This window comes from Yoonia sp. SDW83-1 (genome assembly GCF_046762885.1).
Lineage (GTDB): Bacteria > Pseudomonadota > Alphaproteobacteria > Rhodobacterales > Rhodobacteraceae > Yoonia.
Map to the genome: position 1 here is coordinate 42,270 of NZ_JBKQXO010000005.1, position 18,142 is coordinate 60,411.

20 protein-coding genes are annotated in these 18,142 nt (G+C 57.4%); 11 read left to right on the forward strand and 9 right to left on the reverse strand.

Annotated elements, in window-relative coordinates:
* Positions 1-7 precede the first annotated feature (7 nt).
* The 5 genes from pstB to ACFWW4_RS07845 all read right to left on the reverse strand — a co-directional run bounded on the left by pstB (position 8) and on the right by ACFWW4_RS07845 (position 5,582).
* On the reverse strand, positions 8-808 hold the full coding sequence (gene pstB, locus ACFWW4_RS07825) for a phosphate ABC transporter ATP-binding protein PstB (RefSeq protein WP_411890329.1): 801 nt from the start codon (positions 806-808) through the stop codon (positions 8-10).
* 10 nt (positions 809-818) lie between these two features.
* Positions 819-2,138 carry a phosphate ABC transporter permease PstA gene (gene pstA, locus ACFWW4_RS07830; RefSeq protein WP_411890330.1) on the reverse strand — a complete coding sequence of 440 codons (1,320 nt, stop codon included), beginning with the start codon at positions 2,136-2,138 and terminating at the stop codon, positions 819-821.
* Positions 2,135-3,337: a phosphate ABC transporter permease subunit PstC gene (gene pstC, locus ACFWW4_RS07835; protein ID WP_411890530.1), complete on the reverse strand. Its 1,203-nt coding sequence runs from the start codon at positions 3,335-3,337 to the stop codon at positions 2,135-2,137. Before pstC ends, pstA begins: the two co-directional genes overlap by 4 nt.
* A 67-nt stretch (positions 3,338-3,404) precedes the next feature.
* Entirely contained in the window at positions 3,405-4,439 is a 1,035-nt protein-coding gene (locus tag ACFWW4_RS07840) for a PstS family phosphate ABC transporter substrate-binding protein (RefSeq protein WP_411890331.1), read from the reverse strand.
* Between the two features lie 114 nt (positions 4,440-4,553).
* Positions 4,554-5,582 carry a sensor histidine kinase gene (locus ACFWW4_RS07845; RefSeq protein ID WP_411890332.1) on the reverse strand — a complete coding sequence of 343 codons (1,029 nt, stop codon included), beginning with the start codon at positions 5,580-5,582 and terminating at the stop codon, positions 4,554-4,556.
* Positions 5,583-5,742: 160 nt separating this feature from the next.
* On the opposite strand from ACFWW4_RS07845, the gene ACFWW4_RS07850 reads away from it, so the two are divergent.
* Positions 5,743-6,138, forward strand: a complete 396-nt coding sequence (locus tag ACFWW4_RS07850; RefSeq protein ID WP_411890333.1) for a hypothetical protein — start codon at positions 5,743-5,745, stop codon at positions 6,136-6,138.
* Here the strand turns inward: ACFWW4_RS07850 and ACFWW4_RS07855 are convergent, their stop codons facing one another.
* From ACFWW4_RS07855 to ACFWW4_RS07865, 3 genes are read right to left on the reverse strand one after another with little or no spacing between them, the layout of a single operon-like run.
* Positions 6,139-6,660 carry a gamma carbonic anhydrase family protein gene (locus ACFWW4_RS07855; protein WP_411890334.1) on the reverse strand — a complete coding sequence of 174 codons (522 nt, stop codon included), beginning with the start codon at positions 6,658-6,660 and terminating at the stop codon, positions 6,139-6,141. It lies immediately after the preceding gene.
* Positions 6,657-7,295 (reverse strand): guanylate kinase, encoded by a 639-nt coding sequence (gene gmk / locus ACFWW4_RS07860; RefSeq protein ID WP_411890335.1) that lies wholly within the window; start codon positions 7,293-7,295, stop codon positions 6,657-6,659. Before gmk ends, ACFWW4_RS07855 begins: the two co-directional genes overlap by 4 nt.
* Positions 7,296-7,299: 4 nt before the next feature.
* On the reverse strand, positions 7,300-8,178 hold the full coding sequence (locus ACFWW4_RS07865) for a YicC/YloC family endoribonuclease (protein WP_411890336.1): 879 nt from the start codon (positions 8,176-8,178) through the stop codon (positions 7,300-7,302).
* A gap of 210 nt (positions 8,179-8,388) precedes the next feature.
* Between ACFWW4_RS07865 and ACFWW4_RS07870 the strand changes: the two genes are divergently transcribed.
* The gene (locus tag ACFWW4_RS07870; protein ID WP_411890337.1) at positions 8,389-9,030 is read left to right on the forward strand and encodes a PAS domain-containing protein; all 642 of its coding nucleotides are present in this window, start codon (positions 8,389-8,391) and stop codon (positions 9,028-9,030) included.
* Here the strand turns inward: ACFWW4_RS07870 and ACFWW4_RS07875 are convergent, their stop codons facing one another.
* Positions 9,031-10,401: a class II 3-deoxy-7-phosphoheptulonate synthase gene (locus ACFWW4_RS07875; protein WP_411890338.1), complete on the reverse strand. Its 1,371-nt coding sequence runs from the start codon at positions 10,399-10,401 to the stop codon at positions 9,031-9,033.
* A gap of 159 nt (positions 10,402-10,560) precedes the next feature.
* On the opposite strand from ACFWW4_RS07875, the gene ACFWW4_RS07880 reads away from it, so the two are divergent.
* The 9 genes from ACFWW4_RS07880 to ACFWW4_RS07920 all read left to right on the forward strand — a co-directional run bounded on the left by ACFWW4_RS07880 (position 10,561) and on the right by ACFWW4_RS07920 (position 18,087).
* Positions 10,561-10,944, forward strand: a complete 384-nt coding sequence (locus ACFWW4_RS07880) for a VOC family protein (protein ID WP_411890339.1) — start codon at positions 10,561-10,563, stop codon at positions 10,942-10,944.
* A 75-nt stretch (positions 10,945-11,019) separates the two neighbouring features.
* A complete protein-coding gene (locus ACFWW4_RS07885) occupies positions 11,020-12,021 on the forward strand; it encodes a GlxA family transcriptional regulator (RefSeq protein WP_411890340.1) in 1,002 nt (333 codons plus the stop codon).
* 168 nt (positions 12,022-12,189) lie between these two features.
* A complete protein-coding gene (locus ACFWW4_RS07890; protein WP_411890341.1) occupies positions 12,190-13,386 on the forward strand; it encodes an ABC transporter substrate-binding protein in 1,197 nt (398 codons plus the stop codon).
* Between the two features lie 89 nt (positions 13,387-13,475).
* Complete coding sequence (locus ACFWW4_RS07895; RefSeq protein WP_411890342.1) at positions 13,476-14,261, forward strand: ABC transporter ATP-binding protein; 786 nt, start codon at positions 13,476-13,478, stop codon at positions 14,259-14,261.
* On the forward strand, positions 14,258-14,416 hold the full coding sequence (locus tag ACFWW4_RS07900) for a hypothetical protein (RefSeq protein WP_393928913.1): 159 nt from the start codon (positions 14,258-14,260) through the stop codon (positions 14,414-14,416). The genes ACFWW4_RS07895 and ACFWW4_RS07900 overlap by 4 nt, the downstream gene beginning before the upstream one ends.
* On the forward strand, positions 14,413-15,240 hold the full coding sequence (locus ACFWW4_RS07905; RefSeq protein ID WP_411890343.1) for an ABC transporter ATP-binding protein: 828 nt from the start codon (positions 14,413-14,415) through the stop codon (positions 15,238-15,240). Before ACFWW4_RS07900 ends, ACFWW4_RS07905 begins: the two co-directional genes overlap by 4 nt.
* Positions 15,237-15,779: a hypothetical protein gene (locus tag ACFWW4_RS07910; protein WP_411890344.1), complete on the forward strand. Its 543-nt coding sequence runs from the start codon at positions 15,237-15,239 to the stop codon at positions 15,777-15,779. Before ACFWW4_RS07905 ends, ACFWW4_RS07910 begins: the two co-directional genes overlap by 4 nt.
* On the forward strand, positions 15,779-16,789 hold the full coding sequence (locus tag ACFWW4_RS07915) for a branched-chain amino acid ABC transporter permease (protein ID WP_411890345.1): 1,011 nt from the start codon (positions 15,779-15,781) through the stop codon (positions 16,787-16,789). The genes ACFWW4_RS07910 and ACFWW4_RS07915 overlap by 1 nt, the downstream gene beginning before the upstream one ends.
* Positions 16,786-18,087 carry a branched-chain amino acid ABC transporter permease gene (locus ACFWW4_RS07920; RefSeq protein WP_411890346.1) on the forward strand — a complete coding sequence of 434 codons (1,302 nt, stop codon included), beginning with the start codon at positions 16,786-16,788 and terminating at the stop codon, positions 18,085-18,087. The genes ACFWW4_RS07915 and ACFWW4_RS07920 overlap by 4 nt, the downstream gene beginning before the upstream one ends.
* Positions 18,088-18,142: the final 55 nt, after the last annotated feature.

The window sequence follows — 18,142 nt, forward strand, 5'->3', positions numbered from 1 at the left end:
GCGCTCCTTACCCGATCCGGCCGGAAATATAGCTTTCCGTGCGGCTGTCTTCGGGATTGGTGAAAATCTTGTCCGTGTCGTCATACTCCACCAGATTCCCGAGGTGGAAAAACGCGGTTTTCTGACTGACCCGTGCCGCCTGCTGCATGGAATGCGTGACGATCACCACCGAAAAGCTTTGGCGCAGTTCGTCGATCAATTCCTCGACCTGTGCCGTTGCAATCGGGTCGAGCGCCGAACAGGGTTCATCCATCAGCAGAACCTCGGGCGCTGTGGCAATTGCCCGGGCAATGCAAAGCCGCTGCTGCTGACCACCTGACAGGCCCGTGCCGGGGGCATTCAGACGGTCCTTGGCTTCGTTCCAAAGTGCGGCCTTGCGCAGGGATTTTTCAACGATTTCGTCCAGTTCCGCCTTGTTACGGGCAAGACCATGGATCTTCGGCCCATAGGCAACATTGTCATAGATCGACTTCGGAAACGGGTTGGGCTTCTGAAACACCATACCGACCTTTGCGCGCAACTGCACCGGATCAACCTTGGGGTCATAGATGTCTTCGCCGTCCAGCAGAATATCCCCTTCGACCCGGCAGATATCGATGGTGTCATTCATCCGGTTCAGGCAGCGTAGAAAGGTGGATTTGCCACAGCCCGAAGGCCCGATAAAGGCGGTCACGGTCTTGTCCGCGATCTCGACATTCACATCCTTGATGGCGTGGTTATCGGCGTAGTATACCTGAACGCCTTTGGCTGAGATCTTGGTGTCTTGCTCTGTACTCATGGCCCGGTCCGCGTGATACATATCTTCCATTTGAGCTCTCCTACCAGCGCCGTTCAAAGCGGCGGCGCAAGTAAATCGCAACCGCGTTCATAATCAGAAGGAACACAAGCAACGTGATGATCGCGCCAGAGGCCCGTTCAACAAAGGCCGGATCAGACCGCTGTGTCCAGTTAAAAACCTGCACCGGCAGGGCGGTTGACGCCTCACCAAACAGTCCGGCCTCAGGTGTGTAGGCGGCGGGATATTCGCGGACAAACGCCACCATGCCGATCAGCAAGAGCGGGGCCGTCTCGCCCAGTGCTTGCGCCAGTCCGATGATCGTGCCGGTCAGAATGCCGGGTGCCGCAAGTGGCAGCACATGATGGAATACCGACTGCATCTTTGACGCCCCGACCCCCAGTGCCGCATCGCGGATTGATGGCGGCACGGATTTCAATGCGGCCCTGGTCGATATGATGATCGTGGGCAAGGTCATCAGCGTCAGCACCAGACCGCCCACAAGTGGCGAGGATTGGTTGAATTCCATGAAGTTGATGAAGATCGCCAGTCCCAGGATCCCGTAAACAATCGACGGCACCGCAGCGAGGTTTGAGATATTCACCTCGATCAGGTCGGTCCAGCGGTTTTTCGGTGCGAACTCTTCAAGATAAATCGACGATGCCACGCCAATGGGCAGCGCCAGGACCAGCACCACAATCATCATGTAAAGTGATCCCAGAATGGCAACGCCCAGACCCGCGGCCTCGGGTCGCTGAACCGATGCGTCCGGCCAGACAAAGAAATTCCAGTTGAACTTGGTCTCGATCACGCCGGCATCGGCAAGCTGTTGGGCGATGGTGAGCGCCTCGGGTGAGGTGTTGCTGTCGAGCACTGCGCTTTCCATTGTGACATCGCCTTTGAAGAAGGCGTCGATGCGGCCAGAGGCGAGAACGTCAAATGTGATCGTCTGCCTCACCAGATCAGGGTTGGCCAACACGCGGTTGCGCACGGTCGCCGCCGCCTCTTTGGAAATCATGTCGCCCAGATCTCGGTTCGACAGCGGGTTTTCGATACCCCGTTCATCCAACTCCGCAATCAGTGCATCGCGCAATAGCGGCGCGTAGCTGATCGTCGTCACCTTGGACATGACCTCCAGATCACGCACGCCTGATTTGTCCAGCTTGTCTTCGACCAGCTCAACATTCAGCGTGATAAAGGTTTGCCGGAATGAGCTGAGACCATTGCCCAGTACAGAGGTCAGCAGGATCAGCAGCGCCAGCATGGCAATGATGATCGCCGTAAGCCCATAGGCCTTGAACCGCGCCTCTGCCGCGTTGCGCTTCTTGGTTCGCGTGTCCAGTTTCAGAAGCGAGGTTTTCATTCGTACTGCTCCCGATATTTGCGCACGATGTAGAGGGCAAAGACATTCAGCCCCAGGGTGATGACGAACAGCGTCAGACCCAGGGCGAAGGCGACCAGTGTTTCAGGGCTGGCGAAATCGGTATCGCCGGTCAACTGGCTGACAATCTTGACGGTGACGGTGGTCATCGCCTCGAACGGATTCAATGACAGGCGCGCGGCGGCCCCTGCCCCGAGGACCACGATCATCGTCTCGCCAATCGCGCGGGATGCGGCCAGCAGGATGGCACCCACGATCCCGGGCAGCGCGGCAGGTACGACAACCTGCCGGATGGTTTCGGATTTGGTGGCCCCCAAACCCAGCGATCCGTCACGCATCGCCTGTGGTACGGCGTTAATGATGTCATCTGACAAAGAGCTGACAAAGGGGATCAGCATGACGCCCATCACCAACCCGGCGGTCATCACCGATGACGCGCTTTCACCAAAACCCATGGGTGATGCGAAGTAATCGCGCAGAAAGGGCCCGACCGTGATCAGCGCAAACAGCCCATAGACGATTGTCGGAATACCGGCCAACACTTCGATGGCGGGTTTCGCGATGGATCGCATGTGTGGCCCCGCATATTCCGAAAGATAGATCGCGGCGAACAGTCCGATTGGCACCGCGAAGGCCAAGGCGATGAAGCTGATGTAAAGCGTACCCCAAAGCAGCGGGATGATCCCCAGATCCGAATTGCCACGGAAATTCGGGGACCAATTGGTCGACAAGAAGAAGTCGCGCCAGTCATACTGTCCGAAGAAATTGAACGTTTCGAACAGCATAGAAAACACAATGCCAACAGTCGTCATGATCGCAATTGTCGAGGCGAAGATCAGCAGGCCCAAAATCCACCGTTCCGCATAGGTCCGGGCACGGCTTTCCTGTTTGATACTAATCAGTGATAGCGCAAGCCCGGTCACTGCAAGGCCGATCACAACAAGGGTAAAGAACCATGAGCCGGTGCCATCGGTGATGCGGACATACAGGGATATCAGAAAGATCGCAGCCAGCGGGGGGACAATCGTCGCCATCACAGTGTTCAGCGCATGTTGGCTGGGAAGCGATACCAGACCGCGAATGTCACCGCCTGCCACCTGCAATGCACGGGACTTGGCCAGGAAAAAGCCAATGACGGCCAGCGCAAGAATGATGAGAAGCGGGGTCGTCAGCGACAGCATGATAGCATCCAGATATTCATTGGATTGAAGGGTGCGGCGCACCGCACCCCTCTGTTTTCATCTTGGATCAGGTTCCGGAACCCATAACAACTTCGTCTGCCACGGTTTCCTGAACGTCCGCCAGTTCCGGATCCGACACCAGACCATATTCGGCCAGCGGACCGTCAGGACCGGCGATCTCATCAGAGACAAAGAACTCTGCGAATTCTTTCAGACCAGGGATCACGCCGATATGGGCGGCCTTGATGTAGAAATAGAGCGGGCGAGACACAGGGTAGTCGCCTGCAGCAATGCTTTCTGTCGTCGGCACCACACCATTCATCGTGGCAACCTGCAGCTTGTTGGTGTTGTTTTCGTAAAACGACAGACCAAACACGCCGATACCGTTATTGTCAGCGTCAATGCGGGCCAGTGTTTCGGTGTAGTCACCGTCAATGTCCACGGACCGGCCATCGGTACGGATCGCCATGCAAGTGCCTTCGGCTGTGTCTTCGTCAACGCCTGCATCCAGCATCGCCTGCAGGAAACCACCCTCTTCACAACCGGCCAGGATCACCTTTTCTTCGAACACTTCACGTGTGCCGTGCTTGGTGCCGGGGATGAAGGCCTGAATTGGCTGGTCGGGGAAATCGGGGTTCACCTCGTTCCAGTTGGTCAAGGTGTTCGAGACCAGTTCACCGTCAATGAAATGCTCGGCGGCCAGCGCCTTGTACCAGTCTTCGGGGGTGAATTCGAACGCGTTGCCATTGATGTCAGAGGCAAAGACGATGCCGTCATACCCGATACGCACTTCGATGATGTCGGTTACACCGGCTGCGGCGCAGGCTTCAACCTCGGCGGGACGGATCGCGCGGGATGCGTTGGCGATATCGATGGTGTTTTCACCCACGCCTTCGCAGAAACGCTTCAGGCCGGCAGAGGAGCCGCCGGATTCAATAACGGGTGTCGGAAAGTCAAAGTTTTCACCAAATACCTCGGCGACGATGGACGCATAGGGCAGCACCGTGGAAGACCCGGCAACCTGAACGTTGTCACGGGCGAATGCAGCGGTTGTGGTAAGGGCGATGGCCGCGGTTGTTGCGGTCAGTTTCATGATCGACATCAAATCACTCCTGTCAGTCAAACATTGGCCGCGCGCGAGCCGCGCAACCATTGCGGCCCGTTTAGCGTCGCCGCCTGAACGTTCTGTGACAGTTAAGTAAAAGTTTTATGACAGTCATTGGGTGGGCAAAAACACAGATACTTCTGTCCCTTGCCCCTCTTCACTTTCGATGACCAGGCGCCCCCTGTGCCTATTCACGATATGTTTGACAATCGCCAGGCCAAGGCCGGTGCCGCCGACCTCGCGGGACCGGTGATTGTCCACACGGTAAAATCGCTCCGTCAGCCGGGCGATATGGTGGGATGGAATGCCATCGCCACGGTCAGCCACGCTGACCTGCACCCCTTCGCCCCGCAAACGCGCGTGAGCTTCGCGGTTGAACAGGGTGACATTGACCACACCGCCTGATGCGCCGTATTTGATGCCGTTTTCGATAAGGTTACTGAACACCTGTATCAGCTGTCCCGTATCACCTGGCACGACTTCGGACTCTTCCGGCGCGCGCAGACATACTTTCACCCCCGCCTTCTCTGCCTGTGGTTCCAACCCCTTGATGACTGACAACAGTATTCCGGCCAGATCGACCTCTTCTCGCGGTCGCACCCGCTCATCTTCCTCAACGCGGCTGAGCGACAAAAGATCATCGACCAGCCGCGTCATCCGGCTGGCCTCCTGCTGCATGATAGCGAGAAACCGGTCCCGCGCTGCGGCATCATCGCGGGCCGCTCCTCCCAACGTTTCGATAAAGCCGAGAAGGGCCGTCAGTGGCGTGCGCAATTCGTGGCTGACATTCGCCACGAAATCGCGGCGCATCTGGCCCGCTTCTTCGGCGGCGGTCTGATCTTCGAAAGACAGAACAATGTCGGTACCAGCACGGGCAATGACCACGCGGTAGATGGTATCCTTGGTTCCGTCGCGTCCAGCAAACCGTGTTGCCTGAGAATCCACACCGTCGCGCACTTTCGCAATCGCTTCGAGTAATGCGGGTTGCCGAAGGATGGTAATATAAAGCCGACCGACAATTCCGGCACCCAATACAGCCTCAACCGGTGGGTTTGCCGCGCGGATACGATCATCAGGCCCAATGACCAGAACCGGGATCGGCAATGCGTCGGTGACAGCAGAAAGTGTATCGGATGTCACGCGGCCAACCTCATTTCGTGTTTGAGGCTCTTTATTCCCCAAGACTTGTGCCTGCCAAGCAAATAAATCTTTAACGATTTGGAACATTCGCGGGTAACCGGGCGTTTTATAGGCGACACCATCTTACTCAACCACTCACAATTCCGGAATTGGAACACATATGTCAGGTCAAGCAGAACGCGGTCGTACCGCGCCGTTTCCAGACGCGCTCGAGGGTCTTGCCAGCAACACGCTGGTGATTGGTGATCTGGCTCGTTGGCGGGCGCAGGGTCGCGTTGTCCCACCCCTCGACGGTTTTCAGTTTGTCGAAATCGAGGCACTGAACGCCGATGTCGTGAACGAGAAAGAGCCCGATATCATCCTGTCGCCACTGGTGGCTGATGATTTCGATGCGGTGGATGTTGCAGTCAAATTGATCGAATTGCGGTTTCAGGGGCGCTATCGCGCCATTGCCGACGACCTGCCTGATGCGGACCTGATACGGCAGGAGGTGCGAAATTTTGCACCGCAATTGGATTTTGACCTGCTCTTGATGCCGCGCATGGCCGGGGAGTGATCAAAGCGCCGTGAGCCCGTTCCGAAAACGTGCCGCATTTTCCTGATAATGCAATGCCGACGCCTTGAGCGCGTTTATTGCGTTTGCGTCAAGCTCTCGCACCACCTTGCCCGGGCTGCCCATGACGAGTGAGCCGGCAGGGATCTTTTTGCCTTCTGTGATCAACGCACCCGCACCGATCAGGCAGTTCGCGCCAATGACGGCACCGTTCAGGACCGTCGCACCCATACCGATCAGGCTGTTGTCACCAATGGTGCAGCCATGCAGCATGGCCTTATGCCCCACCGTACAACCTGCACCGACCATCAGCGGAAAGCCCATATCGGTATGCATGACACAGTTTTCCTGCACATTGGTCCCCTCACCAATCGTAATCGGCTCATTGTCCCCCCGCAGGGTAGAACCGAACCACACCGATGATTTGGCTGCCAATATGACGTTGCCGATCAAATGGCAGCCCGGCGCCACCCACGCATCATCAGCAACGGTGGGTGAAACATCATTCAAGGCATAAAGGCTCATCTTCGGTCTCCGAATTCGGTTTGCAGACGGCGGACATGATCAACCAGTTGCGGCTGTTGCGATCTGCGCAGCCGCTCCGCACTGATGATAGTCTTCAGCCGTTCCTCTGTCGCGTCCAGATCGTCGTTGATCAGGACGTAATCATAGCCATCCCAATGGCTGATTTCATCCCAGCTTTTCTGCATCCGGCCTTCAATCACATCAGGTGCATCCTGTCCGCGGTTGACCAGACGGCGATGCAGCTCGGTGATAGAAGGGGGCAGAATGAAGATCGACAGCACATGTTCCTGCAAGGCCGAGTTGCTGATTTGTTGCGCGCCTTGCCAATCGATGTCGAACAACACGTCGCGCCCACTGTCGATGGCCTCGCGGACCGGGGCCTGCGGCGATCCGTAATAGTTGCCAAAGACCTGCGCGTGTTCCAGCATTTGGCCTTCGGCTACCTGCTTCTGAAACTCTGGCACCGAAACGAAAAAGTAATCCTGCCCGTCAACCTCGCCCTCGCGCGGCGCGCGCGTCGTTGCGGAAACAGAAAAGCGGAGCGTATCGTCCCAGACCCGTAACCGCCCCGCCAATGTTGATTTCCCGGCGCCTGAGGGGGATGACAGGATAATCAAAAGACCGCGTCGGGACATCACGCTACTCCACATTCTGAATTTGCTCGCGCATCTGGTCAATCACCGCTTTCAGATCAAGGCCGATCGCGGTGAGCGGGGCGGACTGCGCCTTGGCGCACAAGGTATTCGCCTCCCGGTTAAATTCCTGTGCAAGAAAATCCAGTTTCCGTCCCGCAGGTTTTTGATCGGCCAGCAAATCACGGGCTGCCGCTACATGGGTCTGCAGACGATCAATCTCTTCGGTCACATCCGATTTGACCGCCAGAAGCGCCAGTTCCTGCGCCACGCGCCCCTCTTCGATCTCAGTGACATCATCCATCACACGCCGTAGCGCTGTGGTCAGGTTGGCCTTGACCTGCGGCGCGCGGGCGGCTGCGGCCTCTGCTGCCGCGCCAGTCAAAGTTTCGATCTGGGCCAGTTGATCTGTGATCACCTGATGTAACGCATGCCCTTCGGTTTGGCGCATCTTCACAAAATCACCGACCAAAGGCGCGATATCCGCAATCAGCGCCTTGGCCAGATCATCATCCAGACTATTCGGTTTGGCCGGCACCAGAACACCCCGCTGCGACAAAACATCGGCTGCGGTCGGCTGCGCCAGCGTGACACCCATTGTAAAGGCACGGTCCTGCACCGCATCCAGCGCCTTCAGCACAGTATCCAGTTGCGTTTCATCCAAGGCAAGGGCAGTCCCCGCTTCTTCGCGCATCAGGCGCAGGTTCACTGTCACGTTGCCCCGCGCCAGCGCCTTGCCCAATGCGGCGCGCAACGCCACCTCAAGCCCCTCGATCCCGTCCGGCATACGCAGCCGCAAATCAAGGCCACGCGCATTGACCCCGCGCATCTCCCAACTCCAGGAGGCCGGGCCAAGGGTGCCGGTCCGGCTTGCAAATGCGGTCATGGATTGGATCATGTCGTACTGCCCCGTCAGTTTTTTGTTCCCTGCACCTAAGGCAAAACCAAACCCCGAGGCAACCATCGCGATTTATTTCAAATTAACCCATTAACACTTTGTTAAATGAATCTATGGGTAATCTTTGTTAAAACCTTTCTAACGAAATGAAATGGTTTTGCACCAGCTGGGGCAACCATAGCGAAAGTAGAAAGAGCCATGAAAATCGTAGAGGACAATCCACAACGTCGCCGCGCAGACCTACCCGGTGCCGGAAACGAGACGCTTGAAAGCCTCGAGCGGTACTGGCAGGCCTTGCGCCATGCCCAGCGGATCCCCTCGCGGAATGATATCGAGCCGAGCCAGATCGACAGCGCCCTGCCCCATGCGTTTATTCTGCAGCGGGTCGCGCCGGGGATCGCCCGGATGCGCGTCGCAGGCCAAAAACTGCATGACCTTCTGAAGATGGATGCGCGCGGCATGCCGCTGAGCACGTTCTTCGCACCAGAGGCCCGTGACGATATCGCCAGACTGGTCGAGGCCGCGTTTACCGAACCAGCGATCATCGGTGTGCCTCTGAATTCGCCCGGCAGCCTGATCCGGCCGCATCTGACCGGTACAATGCTCCTGCTGCCCTTGCGCGACAACAAGGGCGAAACGACCCGCATTCTGGGCGCCATGGTGACAGAGGGCGAAACAGGCACACGCCCCCGCCGGTTTGAGATTGCAAAGGGTGCCCGTATCCGTCACGAAACGCTCGGCCTGCAACTGGCCAGCGTGCAAAGCATGATCCACCCCACAAACGCAACAGGGCCAGACGATGCGCGCCCGGCCCTGCGTTTGGTGGTCAATAACGGGTAATCAGCCCGCTTTGGCCTGCTGCATCTTGTTGCGGCGGGCCGACAACTCCTCGGCAACCAAGAAGGCCAGTTCCAGCGACTGAGACGCATTCAGGCGCGGGTCACAAGCCGTGTGATAACGATCTGACAGGTCCTCATCCGTCACAGCACGGACACCACCGGTGCATTCGGTCACGTCCTTGCCCGTCATTTCGAAATGCACACCTCCGGGGATTGTGCCTTCGGCGTTGTGGACGGCAAAGAACTCCTTGACCTCGCGCAACACGCTTTCGAACGGTCGGGTCTTGTAGCCGGTGGTCGACTTGATCGTGTTGCCGTGCATCGCGTCACAGGTCCAAACGACGTTGGCCCCTTCTTCCTCGACCGCCTTGATCAGGCGCGGCAGATGTTCACCAACGGCCCCGGCCCCAAAGCGCGCGATCAGGGTCAGGCGACCCGCTTCGTTCTTGGGGTTCAGCGACGCCATCAATGCTTTCAGATGCCCTGATGTCATACTTGGTCCGCATTTCAGGCCGATCGGGTTCTGCACACCTTTGCAGAATTCCACATGTGCGCCGTCAGGCTGGCGGGTGCGATCCCCAATCCAGATCATGTGGCCGGACCCGGCCAGCCAATTACCGGAAGTTGAATCGAGGCGGCATAGCGCCTCTTCATACTCTAGTAACAAAGCTTCATGAGAGGTGTAGAAATCGACTGTCTGCAGCTCGTGATTTGTCTCGGTGGTCAGACCAGCGGCTTCCATGAAGTCCAGGGTGTCACTGATCCGGCTGGCCATATCGCTGTATTTCGCCACCTCGTTTGCGTCGGTGAAACCTAGCGTCCACTTATGGACCTCATGGACATTGGCAAAGCCACCGGTCGAAAATGCGCGTAGCAGGTTCAGCGTGGCAGCCGCCTGCAGATAGGCCTGCAGCATACGTTCCGGATCGGGGATGCGGCTGCCTTCAGTGAACTCGAACCCGTTGATGATATCACCACGGTAGCTGGGCAGTTCGACCCCATCCACAGTCTCGGTCGGTGCGGAGCGTGGCTTGGCCATCTGGCCCGCCATCCGACCCACCTTTACCACCGGCACCTTGGCCCCATAGGTCAGCACCATGGCCATCTGCAGCATCACCTTGAAGGTGTCGCGAATGCTGTCCGCACTGAATTCCGCAAAGCTTTCGGCGCAGTCCCCGCCCTGCAACAAAAACGCCTCGCCCCGACTGACAGCAGCCAGTTCCGATTTCAGCTTGCGTGCCTCACCTGCAAAGACCAGCGGTGGATAACCGGCAAGACGACCTTCAACAGCTTTCAGGGCGGCTGCATCGGTATAGTCAGGCATCTGAACCCGGGGCTTGTTGCGCCAGTCAGATTTTTGCCAGTTGGTCATTGTCTTGCTCCATATCAGGTTGTGGATATCGCAGTTAACGCTATCAAATGCAGCCTATAACGCGCCCTGCGTGAGGCGCCAATGGCAAATTGCCGCGATTAGGGCGACATTCGGCCATGTCTCGGGGCGATGCACCACATATTTGACGGAGCAGAGATTATGCAAAGAAGCTTTATCAACATCCTCAGCAGTAACGTGGAACGGTCGGCCCGGTTCTACGAAGAACTACTGGGCATGCACCGCCACTTTGCTGCGGATTGGTTCGTGATCATGTCGCATCACGATATTCCGGGCCTTGAATACGGCATCCTGCAGCGGGACCACGAAATTGTTCCAGCTCCGCTGCAAGCGGCACCTTCCGGCGTCATCGTGACATTCGTCGTTGCCGATTGTGACCAGGCGGCGAGAAAAGCCGAAGAAATCGGGGCCAAGGTCATCTCTCCCCCCACGGACATGCCCTATGGCCAACGCCGCATGCTGGTTGAGGACCCCGACGGCACGGCCATTGATATCAGCGCGCCGACGGCCCCGATGCAGGCCTAACGGCGGTTTCCCCCTTGAACGCAAGCAACAAACCTGCTGAGGTCTCGCGACGAACTGCTTTTCAGGCCCAGCATCATGTCTATCGAACCTCAAATCGTTGAAGTCGACCATCGTGGCAAACCGCGCCGCTTTGTGTTTGTGCTGATGCAGGACTTTACGATGCTGTGTTTCGCCAGCGCGCTGGAAAGCCTGCGGATTGCGAACCGGACCGCAGGCAAGAAACTTTATGATTGGAAGATCATCGGCGAAGGCGGCGAAGACGCTGTGTGTTCGAACGGTTGCACCTTCCGGCTCGAAGGCGATCTGATTGAGCTGGATCGCGATGACACGATCATGCTGTGTGGTGGGGTCGATGTGCAACGCGCCACGACCAAGCGCACCCTGAACTGGCTGCGTCGCGAGGCGCGGCGCGGTGCAACGGTGGCCGGGCTTTGTACCGCGGGTTACACCATGGCCAAGGCGGGTCTGCTGGACGGCAAGAAAGCAACCATCCATTGGGAAAATCAGGACAGTTTCGCTGAAGAATTCGACGAGGTCGAGCTGACCAAATCAATCTTTGTCGTCGATGGAAACCGGATCACAACTGCGGGCGGCACAGCCTCAATTGATTTGATGCTCAAGATCATTGCCGATGATCATGGCGAGGATCTCGCCAATGCAGTCGCCGATATCCTGATTTATTCGTCGATTCGCACGGATCAGGACACGCAGCGCCTGTCGATCCCGACCCGGATTGGCGTGCGTCACCCCAAGCTGTCTCGCGTCATTCAAATGATGGAACAGAATATCGAGGAACCGATCAGTCCCGCCATCCTCGCCAAAGAGGTGGGTATGTCGACGCGCCAGCTGGAACGCCTCTTCCGGCGGTATCTGTCGCGCAGCCCCAAGCGATACTACATGGAACTGCGGCTACAAAAGGCGCGCAACCTGCTCATGCAGACCGACATGACGGTAATCAACGTGGCGCTCGCCTGCGGGTTTGCATCCCCCTCACATTTCTCGAAATGCTATCGGTCACATTACGACACGACACCCTATCGGGAACGGGGCAGCCACGCCGCGCGACTTTCGGTGTAGACAAATAACGGGGTACAGCTGCCATTGTCTCGACCCCCACGACAGACGGGGTTTCATCCCGCAAAAACCCCAATTTTAAGGTCATTTGCCCGTGGCTTCCGCCTTTCCTTTTGGAAACTGCCTGCTAATCTGCGCCGCAGGATAAAGACATCCACTAGGGAGACGACAATGAAAAAACTAATGATGGCGACAACCGCCATGACCATGCTTGCGGGTGCCGCATTTGCTGACGCCCATTCCGAAGAAGTAAAGATCGGCGTGATCCTCGGCTTCACCGGCCCGCTTGAATCGATCACCCCCGCCATGGGCGACGGCGCGGAACTGGCGATGACCGAAGTCACTGAATCAGGCGCATTGCTGGGCGGGGCCAAGGTTACATCCGTACGCGGCGACAGCACATGTATCGATGCCGGTGCAGCAACAACAGCCGCCGAACGTCTGGTCACATCCGACAACGTGAACGCAATCATGGGCGCTGACTGTTCCGGCGTCACGGGTGCAATCCTGCAGAACGTGGCGCGTCCAAACGGCGTTGTGATGATCTCACCCTCGGCCACGTCACCGGGTCTTTCGACCGCCGAGGATGACGGCCTGTTCTTCCGGACCGCCCCATCTGATGCACGCCAGGGCGTGATCATGACGGAAATCCTGCAAGATCGTGGCATCAGCGAAGTGGCCCTGACCTATACCAACAACGACTACGGCAAGGGTCTGGCAGATTCGTTCCAGGCGGCATTCGAAGAGGCTGGCGGCACCGTCACCATCTCTGCTGCCCATGAAGACGGCAAGGCCGACTACTCTGCCGAAGTCGGCGCGCTGGCATCAGCCGGTGGTGAGGTGTTGGTTGTTGCAGGTTACGTTGACCAAGGTGGGTCCGGCGTTATTCGTTCCGCCTTGGACTCCGGTGCGTTCGACACGTTCTACGTGCCTGACGGCATGGTCGGCGTGAAGCTGAATGAAAACTTCGGTGACGAACTGAACGGATCCTTCGGTGCATATCCCGGCACGGACAGCCCGGGTGCCGCCAAGTTTGTTGAAATGGCATCCGAGGCCGGTTTTGACGGAACAGGCGCATTCAGCCCCGAATCCTATGATGCAGCCGCCCTGATCATGCTCGCCATGCAGGCGGCCGGGTCATCGGCTTCTGCCGACTTCAAGGATCACGTAATGGATGTGGCTAACGCCCCCGGCACCGAGATCTTCCCTGGAGAACTTCAGAAGGGTCTTGAGCTGCTGGCTGCAGGCGAAGAAATCGACTATGTCGGCGCGTCGGCCGTGGAACTGATCGGACCCGGCGAATCTGCCGGTAATTATCAGGAAGTCGAATTCGCCGATGGCGTCTATTCGACAATCGGCTACCGCTGATCAGCCCATCAAAAAGGTCGACGGCGCGGGATTTTCCCGCGCCGTTTGCCAACAGGAATACACGTCGGGACAGCGTGTAAGGGGACGATATGATTGTTGTTGAAAATCTGGTGAAAACCTTTGGTGGTTTTCACGCGGTCGATGATGCAAGCCTGCGCATCGACGAAGGGACGATCACCGGATTAATCGGACCTAATGGGGCCGGAAAAACAACGCTTTTCAATGTAATTGCCGGCGTTCTTAAACCAACATCGGGTCGTGTGACCATGATGGGCGAAGACATCACCGGCCTCCCCCCGCATACATTGTTCCACAAGGGGTTGCTGCGCACCTTTCAGATCGCGCATGAGTTTTCATCCATGACGGTCCGGGAAAACCTTATGATGGTGCCCGCCGACCAGTCTGGCGAGCGGCTTTGGAACACCTGGTTCGGGCGCAGGCGGATCGCTGACGAAGAACGCGCGCTCAAGGCCAAAGCGGACGAAGTGATTGAATTCCTAACAATTGACCACCTGAAGGAAGAAAAGGCAGGCAACCTGTCCGGCGGCCAGAAAAAGCTGCTGGAACTGGGGCGTACCATGATGGTCGACGCCCGGATCGTTTTCCTCGACGAAGTTGGCGCAGGCGTGAACCGTACCCTTTTGAACACAATCGGGGACGCGATTATCCGCCTGAACCAAGAACGGAACTATACATTTGTGGTGATTGAGCATGACATGGACTTCATCGGCCGCCTGTGTGACCCGGTTATCTGTATGGCAGAGGGTCATGTGCTGGCCGAAGGGACCTTGGAAGAGATCAAGGCCAATGAACAGGTGATCGAGGCCTATCTCGGCACCGGATTGAAGAACAAAGACAAGGTAAGTGCGACATGAAATTCCTATTCACCATCCTTCTGGGGGCCATTCTTGGTGCCGCAGCCACGCTTTATTGGATCTATGGCAACTATGCGGATGCATCAGAACAGGCGCTGATGCGCGACACGCTGACCACCTATCTGCCCTTCCTGTCGGAGTATGTTAATCCGTGAGCGACAGCCCCTACCACGATGACAGAGGCAATAAGGACCGGTCGATCACGAGGGAGCCAGGAAGCACCCTCGAAAAGGTTGACCGGCGATCAGGCAACAGCACTGCAAAGCATGGTGATCCGTTCCTGATCGGTGATGCGATGACCGGGGGGTATGGCAAAGGCCCGGATATTCTGCATTCCTGTACGATTGCTGCCGAAAAGGGCGAGATTGCGGTGATTGTCGGCCCGAACGGCGCTGGCAAATCCACGGCAATGAAGGCCGTTTTCGGCATGTTGAACGTCAATGACGGGGCCGTGCGGCTCGATGGTGAGGATATCACCCATCTGTCGCCGCAACAGCGCGTGGTCAAGGGCATGGGGTTCGTGCCTCAGACTTCCAACATTTTTACGTCGATGACGGTGGAAGAAAACCTTGAAATGGGGGCTTTCATCCGCCGTGACGATTTCCGGGATACCATGGCTCAGGTCTATGACCTGTTCCCGATCCTCAAGGAAAAACGCAATCAGGCCGCTGGAGAGCTATCCGGCGGTCAACGCCAGCAGGTCGCGGTCGGTCGCGCGCTGATGACCAAACCCAAGGTGCTGATGCTGGACGAACCCACCGCAGGCGTCAGCCCCATCGTGATGGACGAACTTTTCGACCGCATCATCGAGGTCGCCCGCACCGGCATCCCGATCCTGATGGTCGAACAGAACGCGCGCCAAGCGCTTGAGATCGCAGACAAAGCCTATGTTCTGGTGCAGGGGCGAAACGCGCATACCGGGACCGGGAAAGAGCTGCTCGCGGACGCGGAAGTGAGACGGAGTTTCTTGGGGGGATGAAAAAGATCTGCCAACGCATACTACTGCCGTCATTCATCGTGATCTGCACTCTGACATCCACCGGTGCATCGGCTGCACAATACCTATGCAGTTTTCAAACGGCATGTTTGTTGAGCAAGCCTGACCAGTGTGAGGACGTGGACGAATTACTGATGACCCGGACCCCCCCAGATTCTTGGTACTGGCAGGTGAAAGACGACGTATTCGCCTATCCAATGGCCGGTGATAGTGACTTGTTCGGAACGCCCGGCATTCTTTCAGGTCAAATTGTTCCTGCGGTTTTTCGGCGTGAGTTGCCTACTAAATTCCTCGCAGCGAGTCCGAGACTCAACATGGCTGAACGCGTGAATAGTGTTACCGATCAAACCAATCTTAGGCTTTCAGTTTCGGGACCGGACCTGTTTACCTCACCTGCAGAAATGCTGACGACACCAAAAGTGAGCCTCGAAATCTTGGAAAATCTGAAAGCTAGCTTTACGGTTCGTGGCCCGTTGCGTGCGAGTTTATCTTATGCCGGCACCTGCGAGGAGTTGAACTAATGGACTTCCTCAACGCCCTCGTCGCCTTTGCGAACTTTGTCTTCGTCCCAGGCCTTGCCTATGGCGCGCAGCTGGCCATCGGTGCCCTCGGCGTCACGATGATCTACGGTATCCTGCGCTTTTCCAACTTTGCCCATGGCGACACCATGGCCTTTGGCACGGCCATGACAATCATCGCGACCAACCTGCTATTGGCCGTCGGCATCACCTTCGGGCCGCTGCCCACTGCCCTGCTCGCCCTGCCAGTCGGGATCGGGATGACGATCCTTCTGGTTCTCGCCATCGACTGGCTGATTTACAAGTTCTACCGTGACCAAAAGGCGAAACCTGTGATCCTCGTCATCGTCTCCATGGGTGTGATGTTCGTGATGAACGGCGTGGTGCGGTTTATCATCGGGGTCGACGACATCCGCTTTGCCGATGGTGAACGGTTCATTATCACCGCCCGCGAATTCCGCGACATGACCGGCCTGCGCGAAGGATTGGCAATCAAAACCACCCAAGCCATCACGGTCGTGGTCGCCGTCATCGCGGTCGCTTTGCTGTTCTGGTTTCTCAACAAGACCCGCACCGGTAAATCCATGCGAGCATTTTCGGATAACGAAGATCTTGCCCTGCTGTCCGGCATCAACCCCGATTGGGTGGTCAAAGTGACCTGGATGATCGTCGCGGCGCTCGCTACCACCGCAGGCGTGCTTTACGGCCTCGATAAATCCTTCAAGGCCTTCACCTACTTCCAGCTGCTGCTCCCGATCTTTGCCGCAGCCATTGTGGGCGGGCTTGGCAATCCGCTTGGGGCCATTGCTGGCGGGTTTGTCATTGCCTTTAGCGAAGTGACGATCACCTACGCCTGGAAAAAGGTGCTGGTCTATCTGATGCCGGAAAGCCTGGAGCCGGACGGCCTCGTCCAACTGCTCTCCACTGATTACAAATTTGCGGTCAGCTTCGCAATCCTGATCATCGTGCTGCTCTTCAAACCGACCGGCCTGTTCAAGGGGCAATCCGTATGAACCCTGCCATCAAGAACCCGCTACTCTTCGCGTTAGTCGGTTGTCTGATCCTTGGAACGGGTCTTATCCAAGGTTGGAACACTGCCCTGCTGATCCTGAATATGGGCCTGATTTCGGCCATCATGGCGCTGGGTGTAAACCTGCAATGGGGATTTGCGGGGTTGTTCAATATCGGTGTCATGGGCTTTGTCGCGTTGGGTGGCCTCGCCACCGTCCTGATCTCCATGCCGCCCGTGGGCGAGGCTTGGGCGGCAGGTGGCCTCCAGATTATCCTTGGGCTGATCGCCGGGGCCGCGACAATCGCCGCCGCCATCTTTGCGCAAAGGCGGTTTCTGGGGCGCAGCCGCACCTTTATCACTCTCGGGGTGCTGATTGTCGGCTTCTTCACCTTCCGTGCTGTCTTTGACCCCGGCGTTGCTGCGGTCGAGGCCGTAAACCCCGCCGCGACGGGTTATCTTGGTGGTCTTGGATTGCCTGTGCTCCTCGCTTGGCCTGTGGGCGGGCTACTGGCCGCCGGTGCGGCATGGATCATTGGAAAAACAGCACTTGGCCTGCGATCAGATTATCTTGCCATTGCCACGCTGGGCATTGCCGAAATTATCATTGCCATCATGAAGAACGAAGACTGGCTGGGGCGCGGTGTCAAGAATGTGATCGGCCTGCCCCGCCCTGTCCCTTTCGAGGTTGATCTGCAGAGCGACCCTGTCTTTGTCGAACGCGCCATCAGCCTTGGCTTGGACCCTGTCACTGCATCGACGCTTTACACCAAACTGGCTTACGGTGTGCTTTTTGCCATCGTGCTGATCATCCTGCTGTGGCTGGCACAACGGGCCCTGAATAGCCCATGGGGCCGGATGATGCGCGCAATCCGTGACAACGAAGTCGCTGCCGAAGCCATGGGCAAAGACGTGACCGCCCGCCACCTGCAAATCTTCATCCTCGGTTCCGCCATTTGTGGGATCGCCGGGGCCATGATGACAACGCTTGATGGGCAATTGACGCCCGGCACCTACCAGCCCCTGCGCTTCACCTTCCTGGTCTGGGTCATGGTGATCGTGGGAGGGTCAGGCAACAACTTTGGCGCTGTGCTGGGTGGCATGCTCATCTGGTGGCTCTGGGTCATGGTCGAACCGCTTGGTCTGGGTCTGATGGACTTTATCGCCAGTGGTCTGCCGGATGGCAGCAATCTGAAAGATACGTTGATCGACGGGGCGGCACATATGCGCCTGCTGACCATGGGTCTGATCCTGCTTCTGGTGCTGCGCTTCAGCCCACGCGGGCTGATCCCGGAACGCTAGCTTGCCCTTCCATATGGCCCTGCTAAAACAGAGCCGTGCACTAATCCAGAGGGGC

Bases quoted from the DNA above. Each gene is read 5' to 3' on its own strand.
- pstB (WP_411890329.1), bottom strand. From the start codon at position 808: ATGGAAGATATGTATCACGCGGACCGGGCCATGAGTACAGAGCAAGAC.
- ACFWW4_RS07840 (WP_411890331.1), bottom strand. From the start codon at position 4,439: ATGTCGATCATGAAACTGACCGCAACAACCGCGGCCATCGCCCTTACC.
- ACFWW4_RS07895 (WP_411890342.1), top strand. From the start codon at position 13,476: ATGATTGTTGTTGAAAATCTGGTGAAAACCTTTGGTGGTTTTCACGCG.
- ACFWW4_RS07900 (WP_393928913.1), top strand. From the start codon at position 14,258: ATGAAATTCCTATTCACCATCCTTCTGGGGGCCATTCTTGGTGCCGCA.
- ACFWW4_RS07850 (WP_411890333.1), top strand. From the start codon at position 5,743: ATGTCAGGTCAAGCAGAACGCGGTCGTACCGCGCCGTTTCCAGACGCG.
- pstA (WP_411890330.1), bottom strand. From the start codon at position 2,138: ATGAAAACCTCGCTTCTGAAACTGGACACGCGAACCAAGAAGCGCAAC.
- ACFWW4_RS07865 (WP_411890336.1), bottom strand. From the start codon at position 8,178: ATGACCGCATTTGCAAGCCGGACCGGCACCCTTGGCCCGGCCTCCTGG.
- ACFWW4_RS07880 (WP_411890339.1), top strand. From the start codon at position 10,561: ATGCAAAGAAGCTTTATCAACATCCTCAGCAGTAACGTGGAACGGTCG.
- ACFWW4_RS07870 (WP_411890337.1), top strand. From the start codon at position 8,389: ATGAAAATCGTAGAGGACAATCCACAACGTCGCCGCGCAGACCTACCC.
- ACFWW4_RS07915 (WP_411890345.1), top strand. From the start codon at position 15,779: ATGGACTTCCTCAACGCCCTCGTCGCCTTTGCGAACTTTGTCTTCGTC.
- ACFWW4_RS07920 (WP_411890346.1), top strand. From the start codon at position 16,786: ATGAACCCTGCCATCAAGAACCCGCTACTCTTCGCGTTAGTCGGTTGT.
- ACFWW4_RS07855 (WP_411890334.1), bottom strand. From the start codon at position 6,660: ATGAGCCTTTATGCCTTGAATGATGTTTCACCCACCGTTGCTGATGAT.
- gmk (WP_411890335.1), bottom strand. From the start codon at position 7,295: ATGTCCCGACGCGGTCTTTTGATTATCCTGTCATCCCCCTCAGGCGCC.
- ACFWW4_RS07910 (WP_411890344.1), top strand. From the start codon at position 15,237: ATGAAAAAGATCTGCCAACGCATACTACTGCCGTCATTCATCGTGATC.
- ACFWW4_RS07890 (WP_411890341.1), top strand. From the start codon at position 12,190: ATGAAAAAACTAATGATGGCGACAACCGCCATGACCATGCTTGCGGGT.
- pstC (WP_411890530.1), bottom strand. From the start codon at position 3,337: ATGCTGTCGCTGACGACCCCGCTTCTCATCATTCTTGCGCTGGCCGTC.
- ACFWW4_RS07875 (WP_411890338.1), bottom strand. From the start codon at position 10,401: ATGACCAACTGGCAAAAATCTGACTGGCGCAACAAGCCCCGGGTTCAG.
- ACFWW4_RS07885 (WP_411890340.1), top strand. From the start codon at position 11,020: ATGTCTATCGAACCTCAAATCGTTGAAGTCGACCATCGTGGCAAACCG.